Consider the following 26,670-nt stretch of genomic DNA (forward strand, 5'->3'; position numbering starts at 1 on the left):
TTGCACATGCCAGAGGATAAGAAATACCGGAGCCTTCTCCGGGATCTACAGCAGATGGGCAAAGTCGTTGTGGCCTTCTCGGGCGGCGTTGACAGCACCTTCCTGCTTCATGCCGCCCACGAGGCTTTAGGAACGAATGTTTTGGCCGTGACCCTGGCGACCCCGTACATCCCCCGGAGCGAGCTTGCAGAAGCCAAGGCCCTGGCGGACTCCCTCGGGGTTCGCCACCGGGTGGTCGTCGAACCGTTCCCGGAGGCGATCCGGAACAATCCGCCGGATCACTGTTACCTGTGCAAGCGCCACCTCTTTTCGGCTCTGCTGGCGATGGCGGCCGAGGAGAGGATCGACCATGTCCTGGAGGGGACCAATTCCGACGACCTGCAGGACTTTCGCCCCGGTCTCCGGGCTCTTCGGGAGCTCGGGGTCGAGAGCCCGCTCTTGAATGCCGGCTTGGCCAAGGACGATATCCGCCGACTGTCCAGAGGTCTCGGACTTTCGGTATGGGACAAACCGGCCAAGGCCTGCCTTCTGTCAAGGATTCCCGTGGACACACGGGTGGAGGAGGCGGAGTTGCGCCGCATCGAAGAGGGGGAAGAGTTCCTGGCCCGGATCGGATTTCCTTCGGTCCGGCTCCGGAGTCATGGCGAGATCGCCCGGATCGAAGTGCCCTTGGAAGAAATCCCCGCCCTGATTGCCGCCGCCCGGCAGCACGGCGTCGACGACAGGCTGAAAGCTCTGGGATACCGCCATGTGACCGTCGATCTGGCCGGCTACCGCAGGGGAAGCCTGAACCGGGGTCCGGACGCGGCAAGCTGACAAGCCCATGCCCGGTTGTCTGCGACCTTCCCCTCAAAACCGGACAATCGGGCAAGAAATCAAGAGAGTTAGGCTATCAGTCTTCGCTCTTTCAAGAGTAGTATCGGATACGGTTATTGTCGTGTCACATCCGACATATGTCGGCAGCGCAAATTGAAAACCGGGTATCAAAAAATCATTCAATCCCCAAGGAGGCGTTACATGGCAAACAACATTTCACGTCGAAATTTCCTGCAGACAGGCGCCGTTGCACTGGGAACCGTAGCCGTAAGCCGATTTGGCGGCATAAGCAACGTTTTTGCCGCGCAGCAGGAACAGTCCCAAGTCTTTTTCACAAAAGACATCAGTGCCGCCGGGCTGCTGCAGATCTATTCCAAGATCAATCAGGGCATAACCGGCAAAGTCGGGATCAAGGTACACACCGGCGAGCCGCACGGCCCCAACATACTACCGCGGGACCTGGTGAAGGCCCTGCAGCAGCGTATTGCCAATAGCAACCTGGTGGAGACAAACACTCTCTATAAGGGCAAGAGACAGACTACAGCAGATCATCGCGAAACCATCAGGATCAATGGCTGGGATTTCTGCCCGGTGGACATCATGGACGAGGACGGGGCAGTGATGATCCCCGTTAAAGGCGGGAAACATTTCAAGGAAATGTCGGTAGGCAAACACATGCTTGCATACGACTCGATGGTCGTGCTGACCCATTTTAAAGGGCACGCCATGGGCGGCTTCGGCGGTTCACTGAAGAATATCGCCATAGGCTGCGCGGACGGGCCCATAGGCAAGAAAATGGTCCATGCCGCCCCGGATAACGAGCATTACGAGAGCTGGCTCAAGGGGGAACCTTTCCAGGAAAACATGGTGGAGTCGGCCAAAGCCACCATGGATCATTTCGGCACGAGGATCGTCTACATAAATGTGCTGCGCAATATGTCCGTGGACTGCGACTGCGCCGGCACCATGGCAGCTCCGGTCAAGGCGCGCAATCTGGGCATCCTGGCTTCCACCGATCTTTTGGCCGTAGACCAGGCTTCCATCGACATGGTGTATAAGCTGCCCGAAGCGGAACTTCACGACCTTAAGGAACGCATTGAATCCCGCAAGGGCCTGCGCCAGCTGTCGTACATGAAAGAGATGAAAATGGGCAATGATCAGTACAAGTTGATTACGCTGTAAGGACAAGAGGCGATATGGACCACGGTATTCTTTTTGACCATTCCCGCACCGCGCGAATCGGTCTGCCGGAAACGGTTTTCTGCGAAGGAAAGCCTTTTGAGGCGTTAGTAGAACTGCTTTCCCGCTTCGGCAACGGCTCCGGGCATCCGATCCTGTTCACGCGGCTTGCCCCGGAGGTCTTCGCACAAGCGCCCGAAGCGATCCGTACGGGCTATGACTATCATCCTCTATCCCGCACGGCTTTCGGGGACACGCTTCCGCCAAAGGCCACGGGGAGGGTTGCCGTAGTCTCCGCAGGAACGGCGGACAGCTTTGTGGCCTGGGAAGCGGCACGCACGTTGGCCTATCTGGGCATTGAACACAAAATTTTCGAGGATTGCGGCGTCGCGGGACTATGGCGGCTTGCGGAGCGTTTGGAAGAAATCAATACCTTTGATGCGCTCATTGTGGTGGCCGGGCTGGACGCCGCCCTGACGAGCGTGATGGGTGGCCTCACACCCAAGCCGATTTTCGGCGTCCCGACCTCCGTGGGGTACGGCGTGGCCCACGGAGGCAAGGCCGCGCTGGCGAGCATGCTCTCCAGTTGCGCTCCCGGCGTCGCAATCATGAATATCGACAATGGCTATGGTGCCGCTTGCGCCGCAGCGAGGGTGGTCAACGGATTATGAACGGCACGAAAGAAGAAAGCATACCTGAAGGGCACGACCATCATCATGGTCACGCACACCCCCATGAGCACATGCCGTGCGAAAACGTAAAACAGAATGATCGGGTTCTGACCATACGAGCCCATTCGGGCCTGTCTGGAGATATCTTGCTCGCCGGACTATTGCGTATGACGGAAACCGGCGAGGCGGAAACGGACCGGCTGCTCTCCGCCATACTTCCCGAACTGTCCGGGACCGTGCGGCTGACCAAACGGCAGGTGAACCATATCGGCGGCTGGTTCGCGGAAGTCGCACTGCCGCATCAGCACGAACACCGGACACTTGCAGACATCGTCGCACTCATTGCCGCGAGTGGCATGGACGACGCGGCGAAACGCCTCGCCACGGATACCTTCACCCTGCTTGCAACGGCTGAGGCTGCCGTGCATGAGAAAAAACCGGAAGATATCCATTTCCACGAGGTCGGCGCATTGGACAGCATCCTGGATATCTGCATGTCGTGCGAACTGTTTACCCGCCTTGCCCCTGCGCGCTTCGTGGTCAGTCCGCTGCCGCTGGCGGATGGAGGCGTCGCCTGCGCTCATGGCATCATCCCCGTTCCGGCTCCCGCCGTACTGGAACTCCTCGAAGGCATCCCCGTCCGTCCCTTCCCGGATGATGGCGAGACAATAACGCCGACGGCTGTGGCTCTGCTCCGCTGCCTCGGTGCGACCTTCGGGCCGTGGCCCGCCATGCGGGTGGAGAGGCGGGCTCTGGTCTATGGCACGCGGGTCTTTGCCAACGCGCCCAACGGGGCAATCTTCGCCTGCGGTCCGAGGGACGATGGTTGACGCCCGTCACCTGGGTTTTCGAAACGCGGAAATGAAAAACCACGAGGCAAAAGAATTGAATTTATCGACATATGAAAAGGTGACTCACAAAATGAATAAAAAAATATTAGTGTTGTCCTCCAGTCCGCGGAGAGGCGGAAATTCGGATCTGTTGTGCGACCAGTTCGCTAGGGGAGCACAAGAGGCTGGGCATCACGCCGAAAAGATTTTTGTAAAAGATAAAAAAATCAATTACTGCACGGGATGCGGCACCTGTATCAACGGGAAAAAAGCATGTCCACAGAAAGATGACATGGCCGAGCTCCTGGAGAAAATGATTGCGGCCGATGTGATCGTGATGGCAACCCCTGTTTACTTCTATACGATGTGTGCACAAATGAAAACCCTGATTGACAGGACCTGTTCCCGTTATACCGAGATCAACAACAAGGATTTTTATTTCATCGTCGCAGCTGCCGACGACAGCACGCAGGCAATGAAAAGAACCCTGGAAGGATTCAGAGGATTTACCTCGTGCCTTAACGGAGCAAAAGAAAAGGGCATCATATACGGCGTTGGCGCCTGGAATATTGGTGACATTACAGAAAGCCAGGCTATGAAACAGGCCTATGAAATGGGTAAAAACGGATAATAGTCAGTCCCGGGACTGACTACATCTTTTTTCCTTGGCTGTCTCCTTGGACAGATAAATTCACCTCATTTCTCTGTCCAAGAAAACCGGGGCCGTTATACTCAGCCGCTGGGTTCCAGCCGGCACCTCGATGATTTCAAGGGTTCAGCCCCGGAGTCAGGGTCAAAATCTTCATGCCCGAACAGTAGGCTTGTTGCACTCTCCTTCCAACCATGCTCCGGCCCCGGTTTTTCCGGAAACCACCATGCATGCTCTGCATGCACCACATCCGGCTGAAGACCATCGTCCCTATGGAGGATAAATTTCGACCTTCCCCATGGCGTGATCACGGATACCGCATCCCCTTCGGCAAATTTCCTCGCCTCAGCCAGTTCCGGGTGTACGCTGACCCGCGGCCCGGGACGGAGGCGACGCAGTGATGGTATCTGACGTCCCTCCGAGTGAAAGAAAGGCATGATCTTGTTTCCCGTCATCAGAATGTACGGGTACTCTTTAACCGCGTCCGAAATAGACGGCTCGGTGTACACCGGCAGTGGAGGTCGTCCCATTTTCTCCATCACGGAACTCACCAGTTCGACCTTGCCGCTGGGGGTGGGGAACCCTTCCGTCTCATGCTTTCTGTAGCGCATTTCGCCCAAAAGAATTCCCTTCTCAGCGAATTCCTCGAATTTCATCCCCGACGGTTCCAGAAGCCATTCGAGATACGCGTTCCGGTCGTGCCAGGGGAATGCGTCATTCAGGCCGAGGCGATGGGCCAGTTCCAGAATGACATCACGGTCATCTCGTACCTGGCCGGTCTGCACGATCTGTTTGCGGGCCAGGACACACCACACCTTGTGAAAGTAGACGACGTCATCCTGTTCGAGCCAATGAGCGGCAGGAAGGATGAGATCGGCCAATTCGGCTGTCGGGGTCATGAAAAAGTCCGAAACAACGGTAAACTCCAGATGGTCCCGAAGCGCTGCTTCAATAGCATCCCCCCGCGTCGCAGTGGTTAGCGGATTGGTGCCGACCAGCCAAGCGGCTTGGGGGCGATAGGGCTTTCCTGTCACACACGCATCCCAGAATGAGGGCTGGTGGCAGCCCGGAGCGAAAGGGAAGCGCCCGGCACCGATCATTTTCTCCTTTTGACCTGGCGGCAAAAACTGCATTCCAAGAATCGCCTTGTCTACCTGTGGCGATTTGGACCGCACTCCTGCGGGGGGAACGTAGCGAACCATCCCTCCCGGGACATCGAGGTTCCCGGTGATGGCCATGAGAATGAGCGCTGCGCGACCGGCCTGAAACGCAGACAGGTTCAAATCCATTCCGTTTCCCCAGATGACGCATCCCGGTTTTGTCCGGGCAAAGGCCCGCGCAGCCTCCCTGATTATGTCCGCCGGTACACGGGTAATCGGTTCGGCCCATTCCGGGGGGAACGCTTTGACATGCTCGGCGAGTTCGGAAAAACCGGTGCAGCACTGTGCGACGAATTCCTGATCGTAGGTGCCCTCGGTGACGATCACGTTGAGCATTGCCAGCAGGAGCGCGCAGTCCGTCCCTGGACGGATTTGCAGGAAGTGGCTGGCCTGTTTCGCAGCCTGTGTGCGCCGCGGATCAACGACGATAACTTCCTGGGCGGCCCGAATGGCTTTGCGAATGGAACTGGAGCAAAGACCGTCAGCAGCGCCGAACTCCAGTGCGTTATTGCCGATCACAAGCAACGCGGCAGGCATCGTACCGGCCGGTCCGTGAAGATCGGGTTGGGGAAGCCATCCCACCGTAAGCCCTGACGAAATGTTTCGGGGCAGGAAACAATTGTGCCCAGGGCTCACAAAGTTGGGTGACCTGAAGGCATGAATGAACCGCCCGGTGAATTCCGTGTAAGGGCGGCCGGTTCCCTGGCAGAGCGCCACGTACTCGGGGCCGGGTGTTGTGCGGATGCGGTCGAAAACCTCTGCCATCTCGTCCAATGCTTCATCCCACGAGACCGCCTTCCACTGTCCCGACCCCCGAGGCCCCGTTCGTCGCAGCGGTGTCACTATCCTGTCCGGATGATGTATGATCTCCGGCCCAGCCATCCCCTTTGGACAGATGTAGCCAAAGCTCGTCGGGCTTTCAGGGTCTCCGGTCACCTTTACGGGATTTCCCTCGTCATCCAAAAAGACCAGCACTTGACACACACCATGGCAGCCTCGACACGATGTCCGCACGATCGAATCCTTGAACTTCATATGTTGCCTCCAACTCTCAAAATGTAGCCGCAGCGAAACGACATGCATCACACCCTTTTATCATCAGTTCTGCGACCTGATGAGGGCGTGCATCCACCCCTTCTATGACTACAGACTGAAAGTTCTCGATGCCCATGAAGTGCATCAGCGATTTCAAGTAGGGTACCGAGTGGTCCTCCTCCCTGCCAAAGTGGAAGCCACCATTTGAATGGATGTGCAGGCATTTTTTACCCAGTCCGTTCAGAAGCCCTACCGGTCCTTTTTCCGTGTAGATAAATGTCTTGCCGACGACACAGACGGAATCGAGGTACATCTTCATTTCCGCAGGAAAACTGAGATTCCACATGGGAGTCACAAAAACGTATTTGTCGGCGGCTATGAATTGGTCCGCCGTGCTGTTAATGCGCTGAATTTTTTTCTGCTCGACCGCGGCAAGAGCGGCGAAATCGTTCCCCTCGCGAAGCTTCCGCCACCCGGTCAACACATCTGAGTCTATCCGCTGGATCGGGTCACGGTAGACATCGAGAAAGTCCACCTGGTCATTTGGATTATACCGCAGATAGGTTTCAAGAAACTCCCTCGCTGCGGTCAGACTGCGCGATTGCTCGACGGGCTTTAGGTTACAGGTCACGTACAACAGGTTTGCCATGATTGCTCTCCTTTCGAGATGTCCTTTATCCAGTCTTTGCTGCAACCGTGCCAAATGAAAAAGCCCGTGAATAGGTGATATTAACCGATGAACTCGGCTTGATACGCGAAATATCGATTTTATCGGTGTGATATTTCGCGAGTCGTGGTAAAATTTTGAAATATCGCACCTTAATCGGAGAAATCATGCCGCTCAATAATGAAGAGTTTTTTCGGGAAACAACCCTGCGCATTTGCAGTAGCCTCGATATTAAGATCGCCCTTACCCGATGCTATGAATACCTGCGTCAGCATTTCCCGCTGGACGAACTCTTCCTCGACATTCACGACCTTCAGTTGGGCGCAATCAGAAGGATGGCCCATGTTTCAGCCTCCGGGGCGATAGCGGATGAAATTGTCCCGCTTCCCGAGAGTGTGTGGAATTTGGTAAAGGGCCTAGCGGAACCGGTTGTACTGACGTCATCAATGGCAACGCCCATCACCCAGGCGATGGCGCCGCTGGTTAAACTCGACGGGAATTCTGATCTCGCAGTGCCGCTACGCATTGAAGGAAGGCCGGTCGGTGTACTCATACTCAGGTCATATGGAGATAACGGCTTCGGGGAAAACCATGTAGATCTGATCAGGACAGTGGCGGAACCCTTCGCGATGGCGCTTTCAAACGCACTTGCCCATGAAGAGCTTCTCCACTATCGCGACACACTCCTCGATGACAAGAGTTTTCTTCTGAGGGAGCTTACTACGGGAACACCGGACGAGATCATCGGGGGGGGCAGCGGATTACGGAATGTCACGGACATGGTACGCCAGGTTGCCCCGCTCAACAGCACTGTCCTTCTGCTCGGTGAGACGGGAGTTGGAAAGGAAATTATTGCCAATGCCATCCACTATTCATCGGCGCGAAAGGATGGCCCATTTATCAAGGTCAATTGTGGGGCAATACCGGATTCTCTTATCGACAGTGAGCTTTTTGGACATGAAAAAGGGGCCTTTACCGGAGCACATGTAGAAAAGAGGGGAAGGTTTGAGCGCGCAAACGGAGGGACAATCTTTCTTGATGAGATCGGCGAACTTCCTCTTCCGGCCCAGGTTCGGCTACTTCGCGTTTTGCAAAACAGGGAGGTTGAGAGGATTGGCGGGTCGAAGAACATTGCGTTAGATATTCGCGTCATAGCGGCGACACACAGAAATCTTGAACAGATGATCGGGGAAAACCGGTTTCGCGAAGACTTGTGGTTCAGAATCAATATGTTCCCCATATTCATTCCACCGTTACGGCAGCGGCGGGAAGATATACCCGCTTTGACCCGCCGCTTTGTGCGGTTGAAAAGTAAGGAACTCGGGCTGGTAAAGCAGCCTGCCATTGCTCCGGGAGCCTTGGACCGACTTGTAAATTACGATTGGCCTGGAAACGTCCGTGAACTCCAGAACGTCGTTGAGCGTGAGATAATCCGATTTCAGGGAGGGATGCTCGAATTCCGGTCGCTCCTGCCGGGATCCGAACGGATGGATTTGAGTTCCCCTCAGAAGGAGTCCGGCCTTCCGGAACTGATACCGCTTGATGAAGCCATGGCGCTGCATATTGGGAAAGTCCTGGCCTTCACCAAAGGGAAGATCAACGGCCCAGGAGGGGCCGCACGGATTCTCGGCATAAATTCCAGTACACTCAGAAGCAGAATGGAGAAGCTCGGTATCAGACACCGGAACTAGGAATACTGGCAGCGGCTGCCCTGGCCGTACGTTACGCGGACAACGGTCTTGACATTTAAACCGCCTTGTGCCAAGCCTAGCAAGGCAGTAGAGCCATAAACGTCTGCTCGTATCTGCTACATCGAAAAGCAAACGGTCAAAAGGAAACGTCGAACCATGAAAATTGCGGTTGTCGGGGCCGGGGCGGTCGGCCTCTATTACGGAAGTCTCTTGCAACGCGCCGGGCATGAGGTGCGCTTTTTACTGCGGCGGGATTATGACGCCATTACCAGGTCCGGCCTGACCGTCACGTCCCCGCGCGGCGATTTTCACCTTGAAGAGGTCCGGGGATTTCGCAATTCCTGCGACATGGGAGCCGTCGATCTGGTCCTGATTGCGCTCAAGGCCTTTGCCAACCAGCATCTGGTGGAGATGGTGCGGCCGTTGCTGGGGAGCGACACTGCGCTGCTCACCGTTCAGAACGGCCTCGGCAACGAAGAACTGCTGGCAGACGCTTTTGGCGGTGATCGTGTGCTGGGCGGGGTGGCCATGATCGGTGTTACCCGTGGCGAACCGGGGATCGTGAACCACATGGCGCTCGGCTCCATCCGGCTGGGGGAATTCAGTGGCGGACGTTCGTTGCGGAGTGAACGATTGGCAGCCATGTTCGGCGATGCCGGCGTTACCTGCGAGGCGGTAGCCGACCTCCGCAAGATCCGCTGGGAAAAGCTGGTGTGGAATATCCCTTTCAACGGCCTGTGCGCCTTGACCAACCAGACCCCCGGCACGTTGTTGGCCAATCCCGCCACCCGTTGTCTGGTCGCGGAAATCATGGACGAGGTCATCGCCGGAGGCAACGCCCAGGGACTATCCGAACCGGTCTCCCGGGAATACCGGGATGAGATGTTGACCAGCACGGTCCAGCATACCAGCGACTACCGGCCCAGCATGATGGTCGACCGGCTTGAGGGGCGCCCCCTGGAACTGGAGGCGATCTACCGGATTCCCCTGTGTTATGCGGCACAGCAGGGGGTGCCGATGGTCCGGGTTGGGATGCTCAATGCTTTGCTGGACCTTGGCGAGCCGGTTCACCCCTGACGCTTCGATCTTTTCCTTGACAGCGACGGCCAGTAAGGATATAAATCTATATAGTTAGTAGTTAAATTCGGGAGCCTGCACGAGAACTGGCCGGAAAACCGAGGCCAGGGGTGGCGGCCCCCGGCTTTTTTTTACCCTATGACATGGCAAAGAGGTAGCAACATGATCAGGAAAACAGCCCGATGAAACAGACCATTACATCATTATTTCCCGCGGAAGAGCAAATTCCTGAACCATACCGCATCGAAACGCCGATCCGGCAGGATTATTACCTGATCGACGGCGAATTGCGCCGTTGGGATGGCCCCTTGCAGGAGGTCCTTTCGCCGGTCCGGGTTGCAGCGGAGGGAGGGCTTGTCCCGAAGCGGGTAGGGGAGTCTCCCCTGCTTAGTAAAGGGGCGGTCCTGGAGATTCTTCAGGTGGCGGTGCGGGCCTATGACAACGGGCGGGGAACCTGGCCGACCATGTCGGTGGGGGAGCGTATCCTGTGTGTACAACGTTTTACGGACACCATGCTGGGAAAACGGGAGGAGATCGTCAAGCTCCTCATGTGGGAGATCGGAAAGTCCCTGCAAGAGGCGAAGCGCGAGTTCGAACGGGCCGTCACCTATATCCACGACACCATCGAGGCGCTGAAGGAACTGGACAGGGTTTCGTCCCGTTTTATCATCCAGCAGGGGATCATCGGTCAAATCCGCCGCGCCCCCCTGGGGGTCGTGCTCTGCATGGGGCCATACAATTTCCCGCTCTACGAGACCTTTACGACCCTCATCCCCGCATTGATCATGGGAAATACCATCCTGCTCAAACCGCCCCGCTTCGGCATCCTGCTCTTTCAGCCGCTGTTGGAGGCCATTCGCGACTCGTTTCCGCCGGGGGTCGTCAACACGGTCTACGGTGACGGCGAGGTGGTCGTGCCCCCCCTGCTTGCCTCGGGTAAGGTGGATGTGCTCGGTTTCATCGGCACCCACCGGGTTGCCGACGCGCTCCGCGCGATCCATCCCCGTCCCCATCGGCTGCGCTGCGTGCTCGGGCTGGACGCAAAGAACCCGGCGATCATCCTGCCGGATGCCGACCTGGATCTTACGGTGGCCGAGTGCCTGCGGGGGAGTCTTACCTACAATGGCCAGCGCTGCACCGCGCTGAAGATCATGTTTGTGCACCGTTCCATTGCCGATGCCTTTGTGGAGCGCATGTCCGCAGGAATTGACGCCCTGAAGTGCGGCATGCCGTGGGATGAAGGGGTGACTATCACGCCGCTTCCGGAGCCGGAAAAACCGGGCTACCTGGAAGGGCTGGTGCGGGACGCTCAAGGCTTCGGCGCACGGGTAGTGAACAGGGATGGCGGCATCAACGACGCTTCGTTCTTCTATCCTGCGCTGCTCTACCCGGTCGGCCCGGCCATGCGGGTTTATGACGAGGAACAGTTCGGCCCGGTCATCCCGGTCGTCCCCTACGACGATATCCGGGAACCGATCGACTATGTGGTCGCATCGGATTACGGCCAGCAGGCCAGTATCTTCGGGCGTGATAGCGACTTGCTGGCCCAACTGGTGGACGCCCTGGTCAACCAGGTCTGCCGTATCAACATCAACAGCCAGTGCCAGCGGAGCCCCGACTGTTTCCCCTTCAACGGCCGGAAAAACTCCGCCGAAGGGACCCAATCCGTGGCCGACGCCCTGCGTATATTTTCCATCAGGATCGTGGTTGCAACGCGGGAGTCCGAGGACAACCGGGAGATCATCACCGACATCGTCAAGGGGCGGAAATCCCACTTCCTCCCCACGGATTTCATGCTGTAAGGGGGACGGTTGGGTAAAGGGGCACTGATCGTCTTGCCACACCATCCCGGCGTCGCCGCATTCCGGGCATATGCCATACATAGCTGACCGTAGGGCGCCGCTCATCGGAAGGGGCCTTAGTCCTCTCTCGCCATAATATACCATGCGCATATCTTTCTCATGCCCTCAAGTGTCCTGGCTCGTGCAAAAATATCATGAGTCGGAATTCGGTTTTTCCAATAAACGACACGGCATTTTTGACCCTGAAAACCAGCCGTGTGGCGATGGGGTATGTCGATGTCGAGCGTACTACGGTAAGTCACGGTTTCACGTTGCATCCACAGAGAGGACTGGGTCACACATGATTTCGAAAAAATGCATAGCATCACCGGTTATATTGTTACTGCTCGCACTATCCCTGAGTTCCTGCGCCGGCGTGAAGACGCTCACGGCCGAGCGGCCGCAGGATGAAGCCTTTCGCACGGTGCTGAGAAGGGATGTTTCCACGCTCAACGTACCGGTAGAGGCGACAGCGGAGGAACTCGCCCGAGTTTTGAACCAGACGGTTCATAAAGAGCTGTACAAGGGGGCAACCGGGACGAGTGGGCTGACCGCAGATGTGAGGCGCAACGGCCCGATCTCTGTCAGCGCAGCCAATAACTACCTGTACGTCACCCTGCCGGTCGCCATGTCGCTCAACTACGGCATGTTCGGAACCCCCGCCATTCCCGTCACTTTGAAATTCAAGGCCACTGCCGGCATTACCCCCGACTGGCGACTGCATGCGGAGATCTACTACCAGGGGCTGAGCGATTTGGTGACCGAGGAGGTCGGCATCGGCCCCCTCTCGTTCAAGCCGCGCAGCATCGTGGAGGGGATTACCCAACCACTGCAGCGGGTAGTATCCGATCTAGTCAACAAAAAGATCAATGACCTGATTCCTGTGAAAGCCCTGGTTGCCAGGGTCTGGAACAGCGCCCGGCAGCCGGTTCTGCTGGATAAAAGCCGCAGTGTCTGGCTGAAACTGACCCCCCGTGAGGTTGTTTTCTGCCCGTTGTCTGCCCGGAACAATAAGGTCAGATTGAGTGTGGGCATCAGCACGTTTGCCGAACTGGTGGTGGGTCCCGAACCGGCGACGCAGCCCCTGCCGCCCCTGCCCAACCTCAAACTGGTCAACACGTTCGACAGGACGTTCCGCATCGCCCTGAATACCGATCTCTTCTACAAGGACCTGCGTGCCATCGCTGCGCCCCTGTTGCGCAACAAGCAATTCGATTCCGACGGCAAAAGTATCGTCATCAAGGATTTCGACCTGTATGGCAACGGGGACAAACTCGTCATCAAGCTGGAGACCCAGGGATCGCTGGACGGGGTCTTCTATCTGACCGCCAAGCCGGTCTATGATCCAAAGACCAACGTATTCTCCGTGGAGGATGTGGACTTTGACATGCAGACCCAAAGCCTGCTGCTCCAGTCGGCCGACTGGTTTCTGCACGGCACCATCAGGGGTGTGATTCAGGATAAGCTCAATATGAATCTGAACCGGCAGTTGGAACAATCACGCCAAATGGCCGGAAAAGCGCTTGCTCGGGTGCCGTTGATGGATCACGTATTTTTGACGGGTGACGTAAAGGATCTGAAGTTTGGCGATGTGATTATGCAAAAGGACAGAATATCCCTCCAGGTGTACACCGAGGGAGAATCTGCCATTCTTTTTCAATAGCCCATCGCCAGGGACGACGGTTCGATAGCCTCCGCATCCCTCAGGAGAGCAGTCGCGTCAGTGCATCCGGATGAAGATGAAGCCCCAAGAGCCCGGCCAGCCCCATGATACCTCCGAACCCGGCGAAGAGCAGCGACAGGAAGAGCAACGTGCGCTTCCCGGTCAAGGCGGTAATGGCCAGCATGGCCAGCGAGATGGAGAGGGCCGCGTCGGACAGGTCGAACTGGTCGTCCTTGAAGTTCAGGTCATCGTACTCCTTCTCGAACGCCTTCGATTTCTTCATCAGGGCATCTTCCTCGGCCTGGTAGCGTGCAATCGACTCCTGATAGTGCCTCTGCTGTGTCATCAGCACCACGTTTCCCTTCCCCGTCGCCATGGCCTGAAGCGCGATGGACTGGCCCAGACCCAGCTCGGCGACATGATGCTTGATCTTCTTCGATTGGTACTCGTTCCAGCTATCCACGGCATTTGATTTGGCCTGGAGCATGGCCTGGACGATGTTATCGTCTTTAACCTTGGTGATGCCCATGAAGACGGAGACCAGGGCCACGCTCACCGCCACCCAATTGTTGAGCCGATTCTTTGTCTCTGCTGCGTCGAGGCTTTGTTGCATGTTATTCAATTCGGTCACGGCATCTCCCTCCTGACAAAATATAGGGCCATGCCGTAACAGTATCCATTCCTGCCATCGGCTGTCAATTACGATATCATCGGGGGGAACACCTAAGGGCGGATTGTAAGCTGAACGACGGAAAAATGTCCCATACGGGGCAGGGCGAAGGCAGCTTTGGCACCGATACCGCCGATACCTTCTGAAAGGGGTAATTGACAATGGGCGTATATAAACTACAGTTTTTATAGCAAGCCATTCCATGCCTTTAAGCAGAGGAGCCGCGTCATGATGGTTGCTATCATGACTCTCTCGGTTGCGATTCAGTTTCTGGCGGCGTTCATGGCGCTCCGGCTGATACGGGTCAGCGGAGAAAAGACCGCCTGGATGCTTGTTGCGAGCGGACTGATCATCATGGGGGTTCGCCGTGCGGTCATGTTTGCCCATATCCTTGCCGGCTCTTCACGGTGGGACGTGACCGTAGAGATGCTGGGGCTTGTCATCTCCATCCTGATGACCTGCGGGATCATCCTCATCAAGCCGTTGTTCCTGCGCTATAACCAGGTGCAGGGGGAATTGCAGCGGCAGCGGGCGGAACTGGAACGTGTGAACAAAAACCAGGAAGAGCGCATTGCCGCTACGGTTGCCGAATTGCGCAGGAAGGACGAGGTGCTCATCCGGCAGAACCGCTTTGCCGCCATGGGAGAAATGATTACCAATATCGCCCATCAATGGCGCCAACCGCTCAACAATATCGGGCTCATTGTCCAGAACCTCAATCTTGGTTATCTGTCCGGCACATTGTCCCCGGGACAGTTTCAGGAAGATGTGGACAATGCCATGGCCACGATTGAACGCATGTCGCAGAAGATAGACGACCTGCGCAATTTTTTCCTCAAAGACACGGTGAAACGGGGATTCCATGTGGATAAGGTGATTGCCCAGACCACAGGGCTCCTGGACGCCTCGCTCCAGCATGCCCACATCCGTGTGGATGTGCAGGCTGAAGCGGGTGTGACGCTTGTGGGCTATAAAAACGAGTATGCCCGCGCCGTGCTGAATATCGTCAATAACGCCAGGGATGTTTTACTGGAGCGTGAGGTGGAGGCGCCGTGCATTACCATCCGAATCTTCCGGGAAAGCGGTCGGTGTGTGGTTACCGTGCATGACAATGGGGGAGGTATCGACGAAGCTGTCATCCCCAGGATATTTGACCCGTATTTCACCACCAAGGAGCCCCATAAAGGTACCGGCATCGGGTTGTACCTGTCGAAGGTGATCATCGAGAACAGTATGGGAGGGAGCATCTCCGCTCGAAACATCGACGGCGGCGCCGAGTTCAGGATAGCTGTCTAGTTTCCTCCCCTGCGGCGTCTGCCTCAACGGTGCAGCAGCGCCATCTCCATCCGTCTGAGGGCTTTGCGCAGAAGTTCGCGTTGGCAGCCGAAGTTGAGCCGGATGAACCCCGGGGCGCCAAAATCGCTGCCGTCCGAAAGTCCTACCCCCGCCTCCTCAAAAAAACGCCCCGGCTGGTCGATGCCGGTCCCGCGGGCATCGATCCAGGCCAGATACGTGGCCTCGACCGGGGTCATGGCTAGGCCCGGCATGCGGGAGATCTCTCTGGTCAGCAGGTCGCGGTTGCCGCGCAGATAGGCGATCAACTCCCGCCGCCAGGGCTCTCCGTCGCGATAGGCTGCCAAGGCTGCGGTGTAACCTAGGAGGTTGACGTGCGGTACGATACGCCCCATTGCCTTTTGGAAACTCCTGCGCAACCCAACATCGGAGATGACGGCAAATGAGCATCCCAGGCCGGGGATGTTGTAGGTCTTGCTGGGGGCCAGCAGGGTGATGGTGCGGCTGGCTATTTCCGGGGAAAGGGCCGCGATGGAGATATGGCGCTTCTCCGCATCGAGTACGAGCCCGGCATGGATTTCGTCGGAGCCGATCACCAGATCGTGGCGTTCGGCAAGTTCGGCAAATTGTAATAATTCTTCCCGCGACCAGGAACGGCCCACCGGATTATGGGGACTGCACAGCAGCAGGAGTTTGGTCTGCGGGGTGATGGCGCGTTCCAGCGCCGCCATGTCTGCCACCCAACGCCCCTCCTGCAACTGCAGCGGTGCCGTGATCAAGGTGCGCTGGGACAGGGGAGGGGCCGACAGAAAAGGGGGATAGACCGGCAGGAAGGTTGCAACCGCGTCGCCTGCATCGCCCACGGCCCGACAGAGCACATTCAGCCCGCACACCAAGCCGGGCAGCCAGACGATCCAGTCCGGTTCCGCCCGCCAGCAGAAATCCCGCTCAAGATGGTCCAGAACCGCTGCCGTCAACTCATGCGACGGGTGGGTATAGCCGAAAACACCGTGGCTGACCCGCTCGTGGAGCGCTTCGATGATAGCCGGGGGGGAGCGGAAGTCCATGTCCGCGACCCACAGGGGGATGATGTCACGTTCCCCGTACCGGTCCCATTTCTCGCTGCCGCTGTTCCTGCGGTCGATGGGGGCATCAAAGTCGAATCGAGTGCCGGCGGTCATGGGGTGGGTCCCTGAGGTGGGCAGAGTCCATTGGTAACTTCCAGCACGGCATCTGCCCGGTTGAGGGTGTACAGGTGCACGCCCGGAGCACCGCCTGCCAGCAACTCCTCCGTCTGTCTGCGGGCATGGGCCACCCCCAGCTTCTGCACCTCAGCCGCGCCTCCGCGCCGGTCCGCCTCTTCAAGCTGCGCCATAAAATCCGGCGGCATAACAGTGCCGCACAACGACACGATACGTTTGATCACCTTCAGGCTGACTACCGGCAGGATGCCGGGAATGATCGGCTTGGTGATGCCGTGATTGCGGGCGTTGCGAACAAAATCGAAGTAGATGCGGTTGTCGAAGAAGAGTTGGGTGATGGCAAAGTCGGCGCCATGGTCCAGCTTGAGCTTGAGGTAGGCCAGGTCTGCCGCGGTGCTCGCGGCCTCGGGGTGAACCTCCGGGTAGGCGGCCACTCCCAGGCCTACCTGGGGGTGGGAATCGTGGATGAGAGCCACCAGGTCCGAGGCGTGCGCCAAGGGGCGGTGGGGCGATGATTTGGACGTACTGTCCTGGGGCAGGTCGCCGCGCAGTGCCAGAACATTATCCCCCCCGGCCCGTGTCAGTTGGTCCAGAAACGTGTGCACATCGTCCTCATTGGCCCCGACGCAGGTCAGGTGGGCCATGGTTTCCAGGCCATGCTCCTGCTTGAGGCGGCCGACGATCTCCAGGCTGTCCCCATGAGTGCTGCCCCCTGCACCGTAGGTTACCGAGCAAAAGAGCGGTTTCACCTCCTTTAGGCGGTCGACGGTGTGGAAAAAGGCAGGCCATTCCGAGCGCTCTTTTGGGGGGAAGAATTCCAGGGAGAGGAACGGTTTGTCCGGTATTATGGTATCGATGATCTTCATGTGTAAGTACGTGTTCCTGTCGTAATGTGGTAACAGAGTCGTTTAATCAACGGCGCAACTGTTGCGCCGGGGTGAAATAGCGGCGGTACCCCTGCATCAGAAGCAGGAAGGCGGTGGCCGCCACCCCGCCGGATACGGCGCACATGATGGCGATCTGGTAGCGGACCGCAACCGCCGGTTCCGTACCGGACAGAATCTGGCCGGTCATCATGCCGGGCAGGGAAACGATCCCCATGGCCGCCATGGTGTTGAGGGTCGGGATAAGGGCGGCGGAAAAGGCGTTGCGCAGGGCCGTCTCAACCGCTTGGCGGGGGGTAGCTCCCAGGCAGAGCGCCGTCTCGATCTCCTCGCGACGTTCTCCGATCTCGGCCTCCAGCCGCTCGGCCGCCAGGCTGGCTCCCTGCATGGAGTTGCCGAGGATCATACCGAACAGGGGGATCAGGTAGCGGGGTTCATACCAAGGAGAGTACCCCACCACCAGGGCGCAGAAGAAAAAGGTCACCCCTCCGCACCCGGCCAGGATCGAACTCCCCATCACCCGGTAGAATCCGGGCATCTTCCGTTTGGCCTGGGAACCGGCCACCTGCAGGGAAAAGCCGGCCATGACGACCAGGATGGACGCCACCAAGAGCGGGGTCTTGACTGAAAATACCACGTGGAGGAGATAGCCGATAGCCAGAAGCTGTACGACCATCCTCAGGGCGGCCCAGCCGATTTTCCGCGCCTGCCCCAGCCGTTGGAAACGGGACAGGGCCATGGCGAACAGGATCAGGGCGAATGCCAGCAGGAGGTTGGAAAGCTCCAGATTCACGAGTCCGCGGTTATCCATGTTTCCCCTCCCTTTCCGGCTCTGCCAAAAAACCTATCAATTCGGCGCTTGCAGGCTCTGCCAGGACGTGCGCCGCCGGACCCGCCTCCCTGATCCGCCCTGCCTCCAGATAGATCAGATCGTCGGCGATCTTGCCGGCCAACCGCAGGTCGTGGGTCACCAGGATGACCGCCATGCCCTGGTGCCGGCAGATATCCTGGAGGGCCGCGGCCAGCTGGTCGCCGGTCGGCCGGTCCAGGGCGCTGGTCGGTTCGTCCAGCAGCAGGACCCGGGGGGAGGTGATCACGGCCCGGGCCAGGCTGGCCCGCTGCTGTTGGCCGATGGAGAGGCTTCGGGCATCCCGTTCCAGCAGGTCGGGAGCCAGGCGGGCCAGTTCCAGGGTGCGTCTGACCTCCACGCTGCCGGCGTCCGGCACGGCTTCTCTACGGTAGGCCAAGGGGCGTTGCAGGTTGTGGAGCAGCGTGCCGGGAAACATGAACGGCCGTTGCAGCACCATGGCGACCCTTCGCCGCAGCAGCAGCGGGTCCATGCCGGCAATATCCTCGCCGCCCAGCAGGATGCGACCTGTGGTCGGGTCGTCGAGGCGGTTGATCAGCCGGATCAGGGAACTTTTGCCTCCCCCGGAAGGCCCCACGATGGCGGTTATCCGCCCCTTGGCGGCCGAGAACGTTACTTCGCTCAGGATAACGGCTTCCCGCCCCTGCCCGTCGGTCCGCGTCAGGCCGACCCCTTCCACCTGCACCATTGGCTGGCCGTCAGGCGGCACTATTTCTGTCATCGCGCTTTTCCTCGCACCTTGTCGTTGGCGTCTCCGACAGGTTTTGCGTATTACTGTTCCCCCTGACGTGGCTGCCACTGAAACCTGCCCAGCGGGATCCGGCCGTGCCCGTCAAAGCTCACCCCTTCGCTTTCAAGGCGAAGCCGTTGCACCACATCCGCCGGGCTGCCGCCGGAACGCGGGCTGATCTGCCCCCTGGCATTCACGACCCGGTGCCACGGGACGGGAACCTGGTCGTGGAGGGAACTCAGGGCGTAGCCCACGAGCCGGGCGTGGCCGGGCATACCTGCCAGACGGGCGACTTGCCCGTAGGTCGCCACACGCCCCTCGGGGATGAGCGACACAACAGAATAGATCTTTTGGTATGCGGTTATGGGGGTCGGCATGAGAGTGCCCCGTTTTCGCCGGCCGCAGCCGAGCCAGAGAAAACATCATTCAACTACAAAACCGTTATGGCAAGCAACTCAAAAAAACATCAATTTCTTTTCTCACATCTTCACGCAAAACACAAACACCTGACGCCGTCCCGGCTGTTTCCCTCACGTAAAAACCCTCTTTGAAGATGCCCGGCAGTCATGGCATTTTAAACCACATTTCATCGTCGTACCTTGTGCCGTCTGTCCCGACGCGAATAGCTCCGGCCGAACGCGTTGGAATAGGGGCGCTTTTTATTTTGTTTTTTTGTGCGTTTGTGGCTATATTTGCTGCAGTAGAGACAAAACCTCGATATAGAGTTCACTTTGAAATGATAGGCGACGGAAGGGGAGGTGTCTTTTGAAAAAAGTGTGCGCATGTGCGGCCGTATCCCTGGTACTGGCATTCTCCGGCACGGTGTTCGGGGCCGTATCGGAAGGGCAGTTCTCGGTTTCCCCCATGATCGGCGGATACACCTATGATGGGGGGCAGCATCTCAGTACAGCCCCCGTGTACTCCCTCAGGGGCGGCTACAGCTTTACGGATCACATCGGCGTGGAAGCGGGACTGGATTACTCCATCACCTCTTCCAAGCTGGTGACGGACAAGGATGTCTCCATTTTCAAATACGGGGTCGAGGGGCTGTACCATTTCATGCCGGACAAGAAGCTCGTGCCGTTTGTGGCTGCCGGGCTCGGGGGCTACAACATGTCGGGCCCCTCGGCCCTTGTTTCGAGAAAGATGATGGGCTTTTTCGACTATGGCGGTGGTGTGAAATACTTCCTGTACGACCAGCTGGCTCTGCGGGCTGATGTGCGGCACGTCGTGGCCAATGCCAGCGCCTTCGAATATACCCTGGGCGTGACCATCCCCTTTGGCGGCATCAAGGGCGAGGTTAAGGCGGTGTCTGCGCCTCCCGCGCCCAAGCCCGCTGCCAAGAAACCCCAGGACAAGGCCAAAATGGCCCAGGAGGTCCCCCTGAAGAGGAGTGCCGAAGAAAAATTTGCACAGAAAAAGGCCGCCTCCGCCCCGGCTGAAACGCCCGTGCCGGCGCAACAAGCAGCCAAGGCGGCCGTCGAGCCGGCTGTCAAGGCCCTGCCTGTCCCAGCCGTTGTTACCCCCACGGAGGTTACGGATACCGCCTTCAACATGCAGCTCGTCTCCATTCCCAGCGCCTGTTATACGATGGGGGACCCCTCCGTCAATGCCCTCGCTCCCCACGAAGTCTGTCTCAATGCCTTCAGTATTTCCAAGGTTGAGATTACCCGGGAGTTGTTCCAGCGGTTTGTGGAGAACAGCAACTATGTGACCGATGCTGAGAAGAACGGCGGCTGCTACACGATCAGCGCCGGCAAGGAAACCCTGAATCCGGCAGCCACCTGGAAAAATCCCGACTTCTACCAGAGCAAAAAGGACCCGGTGGTCTGTGTTTCCTGGAATGATGCCCAGGCCTTCACCACGTGGCTTTCCCGCAGCAGCGGGAAAAAGTACCGGCTTCCCACCGAGGCGGAATGGGAATTCGCAGCGCGGAGCGGGGGCAAGCAGGAGAAATATGCCGGTACCAGCAATGATGCCGACCTGTATCGCTACGCAAACTTTTGCGACAAGAAGTGCATCTACGAATGGAACGACCCATCCCAGAACGACGGCTACTGGAGCACCGCGCCGGTGGGAAAATATGCCCCCAACGGTTTCGGCATCCAGGACATGTCCGGCAACGTAGCGGAATGGGTGCAGGATTATTTTGCTGCCGACTACTATGCCGCCAGCCCCAAAATGAATCCCAAGGGGCCGAGCGCCGGAACCGGTCATTCGGTGCGCGGCGGATCATGGCGTAGCCAGAAAAATGAGTTGTCCATCACAGGCAGAGGTTCTGCGGAAACTGGCAACGCCTACGACAACATCGGTTTCCGGGTCTGCCAGGAGCCGTGACCGGAAGGGAACCCTGAGGTTTGACGTACAAAGAGGCGCATCGTTTGATGCGCCTCTTCTGTTTTTCAGGCCCTTCAACGGCGCGCTCAGGGCACTACGTCGAGATTCGGCTTGTCGCCTGGGCGGAGAGGCTGACCTCAACGGTTTGCGTAACCCTGCGGCCAGGGGCATAGCTGCGCTCGGTGAAACGGATGACGCCTTCACGCTCCACGAGAATAACGGTGGAGCTGCGGGTGCCATAGCTCTCGCCGGCTATGAAGCGCGGCGACAGCATGCGCTCGCGCTCTCTGCCGACCCCGGTGTCGGGGAGCAGGTGATCGGGGAAAGGGGTGGCATCGGAAAGGAGTTCCAGCAGTGCCTCCGTTGAGACCCGGTCAGCCCGGATGAGGCATTCCAGATACTCTTTGGAGGTCGTCACCTTGGGCCAGGGGGTATCAAGGAGATGGTTGCTTAAGCCGTGAATGCCCGCCGCAACACGCAGGGGAACGGTGTTACCTCTGTTGGAGTAGTACCAGAATTCTTCCCGGCCGGCCACGATCAGGTTGAAGCCGTCGTAGTCGGCCCGTTTCGCGTGCAGTGTTTCCAAAAATGATTGGGGAGGGGCCGTTCCCGTCAGGAAGCCGGCGGTCAAGGCGCCCCGTGAGAACCGGGGCGTGTCCAGATTGCGGGCCGGATCCCGGAAATTGGTGACCGCGGCCAGGCGACCGTCGGCGGTGATGCCGAGCCACGTGCCGCCGCAGAGCAAGTCGCGGCCTGCCAGGATGTGGGGGGAGTCTTTCCAGAATGCCGCGGGCAGGGTGGGGCGGTCATAAAATTCGTCCCGGTTTGCCGCCAGAATGAGGCGGTAGCGGGGATGGTAATCCAGTGCAAAGACGGCCAGACACACGGGGATTCTCCCTGACGAGTCAAAGGTGAGCCGGGAAACGCTTTCCGGCTTACCTGAAGCTTATCAGAGTGATCCCTCGAGGTCCAGAATCACAGATGGAGAATGGGGCTGATTCATGGAAATGGGGGCTTGGCCGGTTTGCAGTTTGCACCTGAAACTGTCGTGTGACTTTTTGTTTACGCTATGCATATTAATTGTAACGTGGTATTTAAAAACGATTAATAATGCTGTATGGTACTGCAATGCCGACTGAATATTTTTGGTTGGAGACATGAAACTATGATTTGGCCCCATTTGATTCCAACTGTTTCGAATGCCGGTACGGCCATCGGACGTATGGTTCTTGTCTCCATTGTTCTCTTCATTGCCGTCGCAACCTCCTGGGGGGCCGGACCGGGCGGTCAAAGCCAAGCCGGCTCGGGTGAACTGACCGACTTGAGCCTGGAGGCGCTGATGGAACTCAAGGTTTCCTCTGCCGCCAAAAAGGAACAGCGGGTGGCCGATTCGGCTGCGGCCATCTTCGTCATCACCCAGGAGGATATCAGGCGTTCCGGGGCGACCAGCATCGCGGATGCGCTTCGCATGGTCCCGGGGCTTGACGTTGCCCGGATCGATTCGAACAAATGGGCCATCTCGTCCCGGGGATTCAACAGCCGGTTTGCCGGCGAGATGCTGGTCCTGTTTGATGGCCGGGTCGTCTATACCCCCCTGTTTTCCGGGGTGTTCTGGGACCGCCAGGATACGGTGCTGGAAGATATCGATCGCATCGAGGTCATACGGGGCCCTGGTGCAGCCTTGTGGGGCGCCAATGCGGTTAACGGGGTCATCAACATCATCACCAAACAGGCCGACGAGACCCCCGGTGGGCTGGTATCCACAGGCGGGGGAACCAGGGAGCGCGCTTTCGGCACTGCCCGGTACGGTTTTGCGCTCGGCAGCCATAGCGATCTGCGGTTGTACACGAAATACCTGGAGCGGGACCATTTCAAGGACAGCAATGGAAGCGACGGCACCGATAGTTGGCACATGATCCGGGGGGGCTTTCGGCTCGACTCGAATCCTTCTGGCCAGGATACCCTGACGGTTCAGGGGGACGTCTATGACGGCAGATTGGGCGAAACCTACGTCAACATGCTGCCCGACTCAAGCACGCACAATACCGTAACCCCCGTCTTCGGCGGCACGATCCTGTCCCGCTGGAAACGCACCTTTTCGGAACATTCCGACATGTCCCTGCAACTCTACTATGACAGGTCGGAGCAGGAACTCCACGTCATCGGCGAAAAACGCGACACCCTGGACCTGGATTACCAGAACCGCTTTCCCCTGGGAAGCGATCATGAAATCACCTGGGGGCTCGGCTATCGCTTCACCCATGATACCATCGCCAACTCCACCTATGTGCTCATCACCCCCGACAGTCAGGATAACCGCCTCTACAGCGCCTTTGTGCAGGATGACATCACGCTGGTCACCGACAGGCTCCACCTCATTCTCGGTTCCAAGTTCGAGCATAACGACTATACCGGTTTTGAAGTCCAGCCGACCGCCCGTTTGCTGTGGACCCCCAACAGGCAAAATTCCGTCTGGATGGCCGTTTCCCGAGCGATCAAAACCCCTTCCCGCGGCGAGAGCGGGTTTACCCTGTACACCCCCACACCTGCTTCACAGCAGACACCCCCGGTATTTTTTCAATTCAACGGTTCAAACCGCCTCAAGGCGGACGAACTCATCGCCTATGAACTGGGATACCGGGCTCAGCTCACAGAAGGCTACGCCTTTGATGCGGCAGCGTTTTACAACATCTATCACCGGCTCGATGTCCACAGCCAGGGGCCGCCGTTTTTTGAAACCGCCCCGGCCCCGCCCCACGTGGCTATCCCAGGATATCTCGTAAACTCCGGGAATGCCCAGACCTGCGGTTTCGAGTTGGCGGTGGACGCGCATCTGCTCCCCTGGTGGCGCCTGCGCACCGCTTATACACTCCTCGAATTTGTCGAAGAACACGCAAATCCCGATGCCATTCCCTGGGACCCCAAGGGGGAGGCTCCGCGCCATCAACTCTCGGTCCGTTCCTCTTTGGATCTTCCCCGCAACGTGGAACTTGACCTCTGGATGCGTTATGTGGACCGACTCACTAATCTGGCGGTCGGCAGCTATGTGACCCTGGACGTCCGCTTGGCGTGGAAGCCGGTGAAGGGCGTAGAGTTGTCGCTCGTCGGCCAGAATTTGTTGCACGACCGGCAGTTGGAGTTCCAGCAGCAGATATTGAGCACCCAGTCTGCAACCGTTGGCCGCAGCATGTATGGAATGGTCACATGGCTGTTTTGAGGCACTCTTGTCCGCAACAGCCCCCCTGGGCTCACAAAGGAGGACGGTACGCGCCGTTTCGGCGTGGCCGCCGGATCGGCTGGGGCGCTATTGTCGGCACGCTTGTTCTGGCCGGCTCCAGCTTCCTGTTTGTCGCCACCGCGCACGCGTTGTCGGGACCTCCGAGCGAATACCAGATCAAGACGGCCATGGTGTTCACCATGGCTAAATTCGTCGAGTGGCCGGCGGGGGCCCTCGGGGGCGAGGGAGCGCCGCTGGCCCTGTGCGCTCTGGGCATAGGGCCGTTCGGGCAGGCAGTAGAAAACCTCAGGGGGAAAAGCATCAAGGGGCATCCCATAGCCGTCAGGCAGATCTTCCGAACCGGAGAGATCGGCGGGTGCCAGATCCTGGTGATCAATGACTCCCAGCGTCGCCAGGTGCGGGCCGCTGCCGAAAGGGCCGAACAGCATGGCGTGTTGACGATCGGCGATATGCGCGGGTTTGCGAAGGCCGGCGGGGTGGTCGGGTTTGTCGTTCAGGAGGGAAAGGTCCGATTTGAGATTAACCTGGAGGCGGCCCAAAGGTCCGGATTCATGATCAGTTCCCAGGTTCTGAAATTGGCAAAGATCATCAGGGAAGAGGAATAATGAAACAGCGCCTCCTTTCCACCATACAAAATCTTTCCATCAGGCGCAAGATGACGGTCCTCATCATGCTGATCTGCGGTATTGCCCTGGTGGCGGCATCGCTGGCATTCGTCATCCGTGAGGCGCACGGCATTCGCGCTGCCGAGAAGGAGGATCTGGCTTCGCTTGCCGAGATCATCGGCACAAACAGTGCTGCCGCCCTGATGTTCAACGACTCGAAGGCGGCCCAGGAGACGCTCGCCGCCCTTTCCGCAAAAAGCTCCATACGCGCCGCCTATGTGCTGGATGGCGCCGATCATGTGTTCACCAGCTATCTGTCTGCGACAGAGGTAACCAAGAAATTCCCCTTCGGAATACTGGATGCCTCTGCGCCCCCGGCTGCCAACCATGTCGCCTTGCAGCGAATCCGCTCGGAAGCCGACCGCCTGCTCGGGTTGTCCGGATATTTCAGCATCGCGAAACCGGTCGTCTGGGATGGGCAGAAGGTCGGCACCGTGCTGCTGCTCTCGGATACGAGCGTCTTCATCAACCATCTGTACTCGACGCTTATCTCTACCACCGTGGTCCTGGCCGGCTCGTTTCTGCTCATCTACTGGCTGTCTTCACGCCTGCAGCGGCTGATCTCCGATCCTGTGCTGTTGCTTTCTGACGCGATGAAGCGGGTATCACGCAAAAAGGACTACAGTATCAGGGTGGTCCGGGAGACGGATGACGAGTTGGGCGAACTCATGTCCGGTTTCAATGCCATGCTGGAGCATATCCAACTGCGGGACGATCAACTGGAAGAGGTGAACCGTTCCCTGGAGCGACGTGTCGCCGAGGCCGTAGCCGAACTGCGCCGCAAGGACCAGATGCTCGTCCAGCAGAACCGTCAGGCAGCCATGGGGGAAATGATCAGCAATATCGCTCACCAATGGCGGCAGCCGCTCAATGCCGTTGGCGGCATTATTCAAAATATCCAGCTTTCCTACGAGAGTGGGCACCTTAACCGGGAAAACCTGGAGTTTGAGGTCCGGGAGGCGATGGAGGCCATCCTCTATATGTCGCGCACTATCGACGACTTCCGCAATTTTTTCCGTCCCGGTAAGGATAAGGCGGTCTTCAGCCTCAACAGGGTCGTTGCCAAGTCCATTGAGCTGGTGGGAGCGAGTCTAAGAAATAACGGCATCGCCATCGACCTGGAAGAGGACCAGGAGGTCAGCGCAGTGGGGTATGACAATGAATATTCCCAGGTGTTGCTCAATATCATCAATAACGCCAAGGATGCCCTGCTCGGCCACGGTGGTGCGGCCCCGCGCATCCATATTCGGGTGTTCAGCGATAACGGCCGTTCCGTCGTGACGATCCGGGACAATGGTGGCGGCATCCCCGACAGTATCCTGCCTAAGATCTTCGATCCCTATTTTACCACCAAGGAACCGGGGAAAGGGACCGGGATCGGTTTGTGCATGTCCAAGGTCATTATCGAGCAGAATATGGGCGGCAAGCTCACGGCAGGTACTGTTGGCGATGGGGCTGAATTCAGGATAGAACTCAGCAGTGTCCCTGCGTTTAATATTTGATG

Annotated in this window: 23 protein-coding genes; 14 read left to right on the forward strand and 9 right to left on the reverse strand. The window is 58.1% G+C overall.

What is annotated here, in order from left to right; all coding sequences use genetic code 11:
• Positions 1 to 6: 6 nt before the first annotated feature.
• The 5 genes from larE (at position 7) to ET418_RS12005 (ending at position 4,127) form a co-directional block, all read left to right on the forward strand.
• Positions 7 to 816 carry an ATP-dependent sacrificial sulfur transferase LarE gene (gene larE, locus ET418_RS11985; protein WP_149307855.1) on the forward strand — a complete coding sequence of 270 codons (810 nt, stop codon included), beginning with the start codon at positions 7 to 9 and terminating at the stop codon, positions 814 to 816.
• Between the two features lie 201 nt (positions 817 to 1,017).
• On the forward strand, positions 1,018 to 1,998 hold the full coding sequence (locus ET418_RS11990) for a DUF362 domain-containing protein (RefSeq protein WP_149307856.1): 981 nt from the start codon (positions 1,018 to 1,020) through the stop codon (positions 1,996 to 1,998).
• A gap of 14 nt (positions 1,999 to 2,012) precedes the next feature.
• On the forward strand, positions 2,013 to 2,666 hold the full coding sequence (gene larB, locus ET418_RS11995) for a nickel pincer cofactor biosynthesis protein LarB (RefSeq protein ID WP_149307857.1): 654 nt from the start codon (positions 2,013 to 2,015) through the stop codon (positions 2,664 to 2,666).
• A 71-nt stretch (positions 2,667 to 2,737) separates the two neighbouring features.
• The gene (larC, locus tag ET418_RS12000) at positions 2,738 to 3,496 is read left to right on the forward strand and encodes a nickel pincer cofactor biosynthesis protein LarC (RefSeq protein ID WP_188055528.1); all 759 of its coding nucleotides are present in this window, start codon (positions 2,738 to 2,740) and stop codon (positions 3,494 to 3,496) included.
• Positions 3,489 to 4,127 carry a flavodoxin family protein gene (locus ET418_RS12005; protein WP_246153044.1) on the forward strand — a complete coding sequence of 213 codons (639 nt, stop codon included), beginning with the start codon at positions 3,489 to 3,491 and terminating at the stop codon, positions 4,125 to 4,127. The genes larC and ET418_RS12005 overlap by 8 nt, the downstream gene beginning before the upstream one ends.
• A gap of 101 nt (positions 4,128 to 4,228) precedes the next feature.
• On the opposite strand, the gene ET418_RS12010 is transcribed toward ET418_RS12005, so the two are convergent.
• Both ET418_RS12010 and ET418_RS12015 read right to left on the reverse strand, forming a co-directional pair.
• Positions 4,229 to 6,340 (reverse strand): molybdopterin-containing oxidoreductase family protein, encoded by a 2,112-nt coding sequence (locus tag ET418_RS12010; RefSeq protein WP_149307859.1) that lies wholly within the window; start codon positions 6,338 to 6,340, stop codon positions 4,229 to 4,231.
• A gap of 16 nt (positions 6,341 to 6,356) precedes the next feature.
• Positions 6,357 to 6,989, reverse strand: coding sequence for an FMN-dependent NADH-azoreductase (locus tag ET418_RS12015; protein WP_149307860.1), 633 nt, complete (start codon positions 6,987 to 6,989; stop codon positions 6,357 to 6,359).
• A 185-nt stretch (positions 6,990 to 7,174) separates the two neighbouring features.
• Here ET418_RS12015 and ET418_RS12020 point away from each other — a divergent pair, with 185 nt between their 5' ends.
• The 4 genes from ET418_RS12020 to ET418_RS12035 all read left to right on the forward strand — a co-directional run bounded on the left by ET418_RS12020 (position 7,175) and on the right by ET418_RS12035 (position 13,279).
• A complete protein-coding gene (locus tag ET418_RS12020) occupies positions 7,175 to 8,698 on the forward strand; it encodes a sigma-54-dependent Fis family transcriptional regulator (protein WP_149307861.1) in 1,524 nt (507 codons plus the stop codon).
• 156 nt (positions 8,699 to 8,854) lie between these two features.
• Entirely contained in the window at positions 8,855 to 9,775 is a 921-nt protein-coding gene (locus ET418_RS12025) for a 2-dehydropantoate 2-reductase (protein ID WP_149307862.1), read from the forward strand.
• A gap of 182 nt (positions 9,776 to 9,957) precedes the next feature.
• Entirely contained in the window at positions 9,958 to 11,577 is a 1,620-nt protein-coding gene (locus tag ET418_RS12030) for an NADP-dependent glyceraldehyde-3-phosphate dehydrogenase (RefSeq protein WP_149307863.1), read from the forward strand.
• Between the two features lie 340 nt (positions 11,578 to 11,917).
• The gene (locus ET418_RS12035) at positions 11,918 to 13,279 is read left to right on the forward strand and encodes a DUF4403 family protein (protein WP_149307864.1); all 1,362 of its coding nucleotides are present in this window, start codon (positions 11,918 to 11,920) and stop codon (positions 13,277 to 13,279) included.
• Between the two features lie 40 nt (positions 13,280 to 13,319).
• Here ET418_RS12035 and ET418_RS18175 read toward each other — a convergent pair whose 3' ends face one another.
• Complete coding sequence (locus ET418_RS18175) at positions 13,320 to 13,910, reverse strand: DUF4337 domain-containing protein (protein ID WP_188055507.1); 591 nt, start codon at positions 13,908 to 13,910, stop codon at positions 13,320 to 13,322.
• A 267-nt stretch (positions 13,911 to 14,177) separates the two neighbouring features.
• Between ET418_RS18175 and ET418_RS12045 the strand changes: the two genes are divergently transcribed.
• Positions 14,178 to 15,245 (forward strand): sensor histidine kinase, encoded by a 1,068-nt coding sequence (locus ET418_RS12045; protein WP_149307866.1) that lies wholly within the window; start codon positions 14,178 to 14,180, stop codon positions 15,243 to 15,245.
• A gap of 23 nt (positions 15,246 to 15,268) precedes the next feature.
• Here the strand turns inward: ET418_RS12045 and ET418_RS12050 are convergent, their stop codons facing one another.
• From ET418_RS12050 to ET418_RS12070, 5 genes are read right to left on the reverse strand one after another with little or no spacing between them, the layout of a single operon-like run.
• Positions 15,269 to 16,423 carry a MalY/PatB family protein gene (locus ET418_RS12050; protein WP_149307867.1) on the reverse strand — a complete coding sequence of 385 codons (1,155 nt, stop codon included), beginning with the start codon at positions 16,421 to 16,423 and terminating at the stop codon, positions 15,269 to 15,271.
• Positions 16,420 to 17,310, reverse strand: a complete 891-nt coding sequence (locus tag ET418_RS12055) for a methylenetetrahydrofolate reductase (RefSeq protein WP_149307868.1) — start codon at positions 17,308 to 17,310, stop codon at positions 16,420 to 16,422. The genes ET418_RS12050 and ET418_RS12055 overlap by 4 nt, the downstream gene beginning before the upstream one ends.
• Before the next feature lie 46 nt (positions 17,311 to 17,356).
• Positions 17,357 to 18,139 (reverse strand): ABC transporter permease, encoded by a 783-nt coding sequence (locus ET418_RS12060; protein WP_149307869.1) that lies wholly within the window; start codon positions 18,137 to 18,139, stop codon positions 17,357 to 17,359.
• Positions 18,132 to 18,917 (reverse strand): ABC transporter ATP-binding protein, encoded by a 786-nt coding sequence (locus tag ET418_RS12065; protein WP_149307870.1) that lies wholly within the window; start codon positions 18,915 to 18,917, stop codon positions 18,132 to 18,134. Before ET418_RS12065 ends, ET418_RS12060 begins: the two co-directional genes overlap by 8 nt.
• Before the next feature lie 50 nt (positions 18,918 to 18,967).
• Positions 18,968 to 19,303, reverse strand: coding sequence for an MGMT family protein (locus ET418_RS12070; protein ID WP_149307871.1), 336 nt, complete (start codon positions 19,301 to 19,303; stop codon positions 18,968 to 18,970).
• Between the two features lie 397 nt (positions 19,304 to 19,700).
• On the opposite strand from ET418_RS12070, the gene ET418_RS12075 reads away from it, so the two are divergent.
• Positions 19,701 to 21,263: an SUMF1/EgtB/PvdO family nonheme iron enzyme gene (locus tag ET418_RS12075; RefSeq protein WP_246153059.1), complete on the forward strand. Its 1,563-nt coding sequence runs from the start codon at positions 19,701 to 19,703 to the stop codon at positions 21,261 to 21,263.
• A 94-nt stretch (positions 21,264 to 21,357) separates the two neighbouring features.
• On the opposite strand, the gene ET418_RS12080 is transcribed toward ET418_RS12075, so the two are convergent.
• A complete protein-coding gene (locus ET418_RS12080; protein WP_149307873.1) occupies positions 21,358 to 22,149 on the reverse strand; it encodes an NRDE family protein in 792 nt (263 codons plus the stop codon).
• A gap of 279 nt (positions 22,150 to 22,428) precedes the next feature.
• Between ET418_RS12080 and ET418_RS12085 the strand changes: the two genes are divergently transcribed.
• The 3 genes from ET418_RS12085 to ET418_RS12095 are packed head-to-tail and all read left to right on the forward strand — an operon-like array spanning position 22,429 to position 26,668.
• On the forward strand, positions 22,429 to 24,480 hold the full coding sequence (locus ET418_RS12085; RefSeq protein ID WP_188055509.1) for a TOL_0244 family TonB-dependent receptor: 2,052 nt from the start codon (positions 22,429 to 22,431) through the stop codon (positions 24,478 to 24,480).
• Positions 24,468 to 25,106 (forward strand): YfiR family protein, encoded by a 639-nt coding sequence (locus tag ET418_RS12090; protein ID WP_149307875.1) that lies wholly within the window; start codon positions 24,468 to 24,470, stop codon positions 25,104 to 25,106. Before ET418_RS12085 ends, ET418_RS12090 begins: the two co-directional genes overlap by 13 nt.
• Positions 25,106 to 26,668 (forward strand): ATP-binding protein, encoded by a 1,563-nt coding sequence (locus tag ET418_RS12095; RefSeq protein WP_149307876.1) that lies wholly within the window; start codon positions 25,106 to 25,108, stop codon positions 26,666 to 26,668. The genes ET418_RS12090 and ET418_RS12095 overlap by 1 nt, the downstream gene beginning before the upstream one ends.
• Positions 26,669 to 26,670: the final 2 nt, after the last annotated feature.

The organism is Oryzomonas rubra, from assembly GCF_008369015.1.
GTDB classification, from domain to species: Bacteria; Desulfobacterota; Desulfuromonadia; order Geobacterales; family Pseudopelobacteraceae; genus Oryzomonas; species Oryzomonas japonica.

What these genes read in the sequence shown, in the direction of transcription:
- larE (WP_149307855.1), top strand. Translation starts at nt 7, where the DNA reads ATGCCAGAGGATAAGAAATACCGGAGCCTTCTCCGGGATCTACAGCAG.
- ET418_RS11990 (WP_149307856.1), top strand. Translation starts at nt 1,018, where the DNA reads ATGGCAAACAACATTTCACGTCGAAATTTCCTGCAGACAGGCGCCGTT.
- larB (WP_149307857.1), top strand. Translation starts at nt 2,013, where the DNA reads ATGGACCACGGTATTCTTTTTGACCATTCCCGCACCGCGCGAATCGGT.
- larC (WP_188055528.1), top strand. Translation starts at nt 2,738, where the DNA reads ATGCCGTGCGAAAACGTAAAACAGAATGATCGGGTTCTGACCATACGA.
- ET418_RS12005 (WP_246153044.1), top strand. Translation starts at nt 3,489, where the DNA reads ATGGTTGACGCCCGTCACCTGGGTTTTCGAAACGCGGAAATGAAAAAC.
- ET418_RS12010 (WP_149307859.1), bottom strand. Translation starts at nt 6,340, where the DNA reads ATGAAGTTCAAGGATTCGATCGTGCGGACATCGTGTCGAGGCTGCCAT.
- ET418_RS12015 (WP_149307860.1), bottom strand. Translation starts at nt 6,989, where the DNA reads ATGGCAAACCTGTTGTACGTGACCTGTAACCTAAAGCCCGTCGAGCAA.
- ET418_RS12020 (WP_149307861.1), top strand. Translation starts at nt 7,175, where the DNA reads ATGCCGCTCAATAATGAAGAGTTTTTTCGGGAAACAACCCTGCGCATT.
- ET418_RS12025 (WP_149307862.1), top strand. Translation starts at nt 8,855, where the DNA reads ATGAAAATTGCGGTTGTCGGGGCCGGGGCGGTCGGCCTCTATTACGGA.
- ET418_RS12030 (WP_149307863.1), top strand. Translation starts at nt 9,958, where the DNA reads ATGAAACAGACCATTACATCATTATTTCCCGCGGAAGAGCAAATTCCT.
- ET418_RS12035 (WP_149307864.1), top strand. Translation starts at nt 11,918, where the DNA reads ATGATTTCGAAAAAATGCATAGCATCACCGGTTATATTGTTACTGCTC.
- ET418_RS12045 (WP_149307866.1), top strand. Translation starts at nt 14,178, where the DNA reads ATGATGGTTGCTATCATGACTCTCTCGGTTGCGATTCAGTTTCTGGCG.
- ET418_RS12050 (WP_149307867.1), bottom strand. Translation starts at nt 16,423, where the DNA reads ATGACCGCCGGCACTCGATTCGACTTTGATGCCCCCATCGACCGCAGG.
- ET418_RS12055 (WP_149307868.1), bottom strand. Translation starts at nt 17,310, where the DNA reads ATGAAGATCATCGATACCATAATACCGGACAAACCGTTCCTCTCCCTG.
- ET418_RS12060 (WP_149307869.1), bottom strand. Translation starts at nt 18,139, where the DNA reads ATGGATAACCGCGGACTCGTGAATCTGGAGCTTTCCAACCTCCTGCTG.
- ET418_RS12065 (WP_149307870.1), bottom strand. Translation starts at nt 18,917, where the DNA reads ATGACAGAAATAGTGCCGCCTGACGGCCAGCCAATGGTGCAGGTGGAA.
- ET418_RS12070 (WP_149307871.1), bottom strand. Translation starts at nt 19,303, where the DNA reads ATGCCGACCCCCATAACCGCATACCAAAAGATCTATTCTGTTGTGTCG.
- ET418_RS12085 (WP_188055509.1), top strand. Translation starts at nt 22,429, where the DNA reads ATGATTTGGCCCCATTTGATTCCAACTGTTTCGAATGCCGGTACGGCC.
- ET418_RS12090 (WP_149307875.1), top strand. Translation starts at nt 24,468, where the DNA reads ATGGCTGTTTTGAGGCACTCTTGTCCGCAACAGCCCCCCTGGGCTCAC.
- ET418_RS12095 (WP_149307876.1), top strand. Translation starts at nt 25,106, where the DNA reads ATGAAACAGCGCCTCCTTTCCACCATACAAAATCTTTCCATCAGGCGC.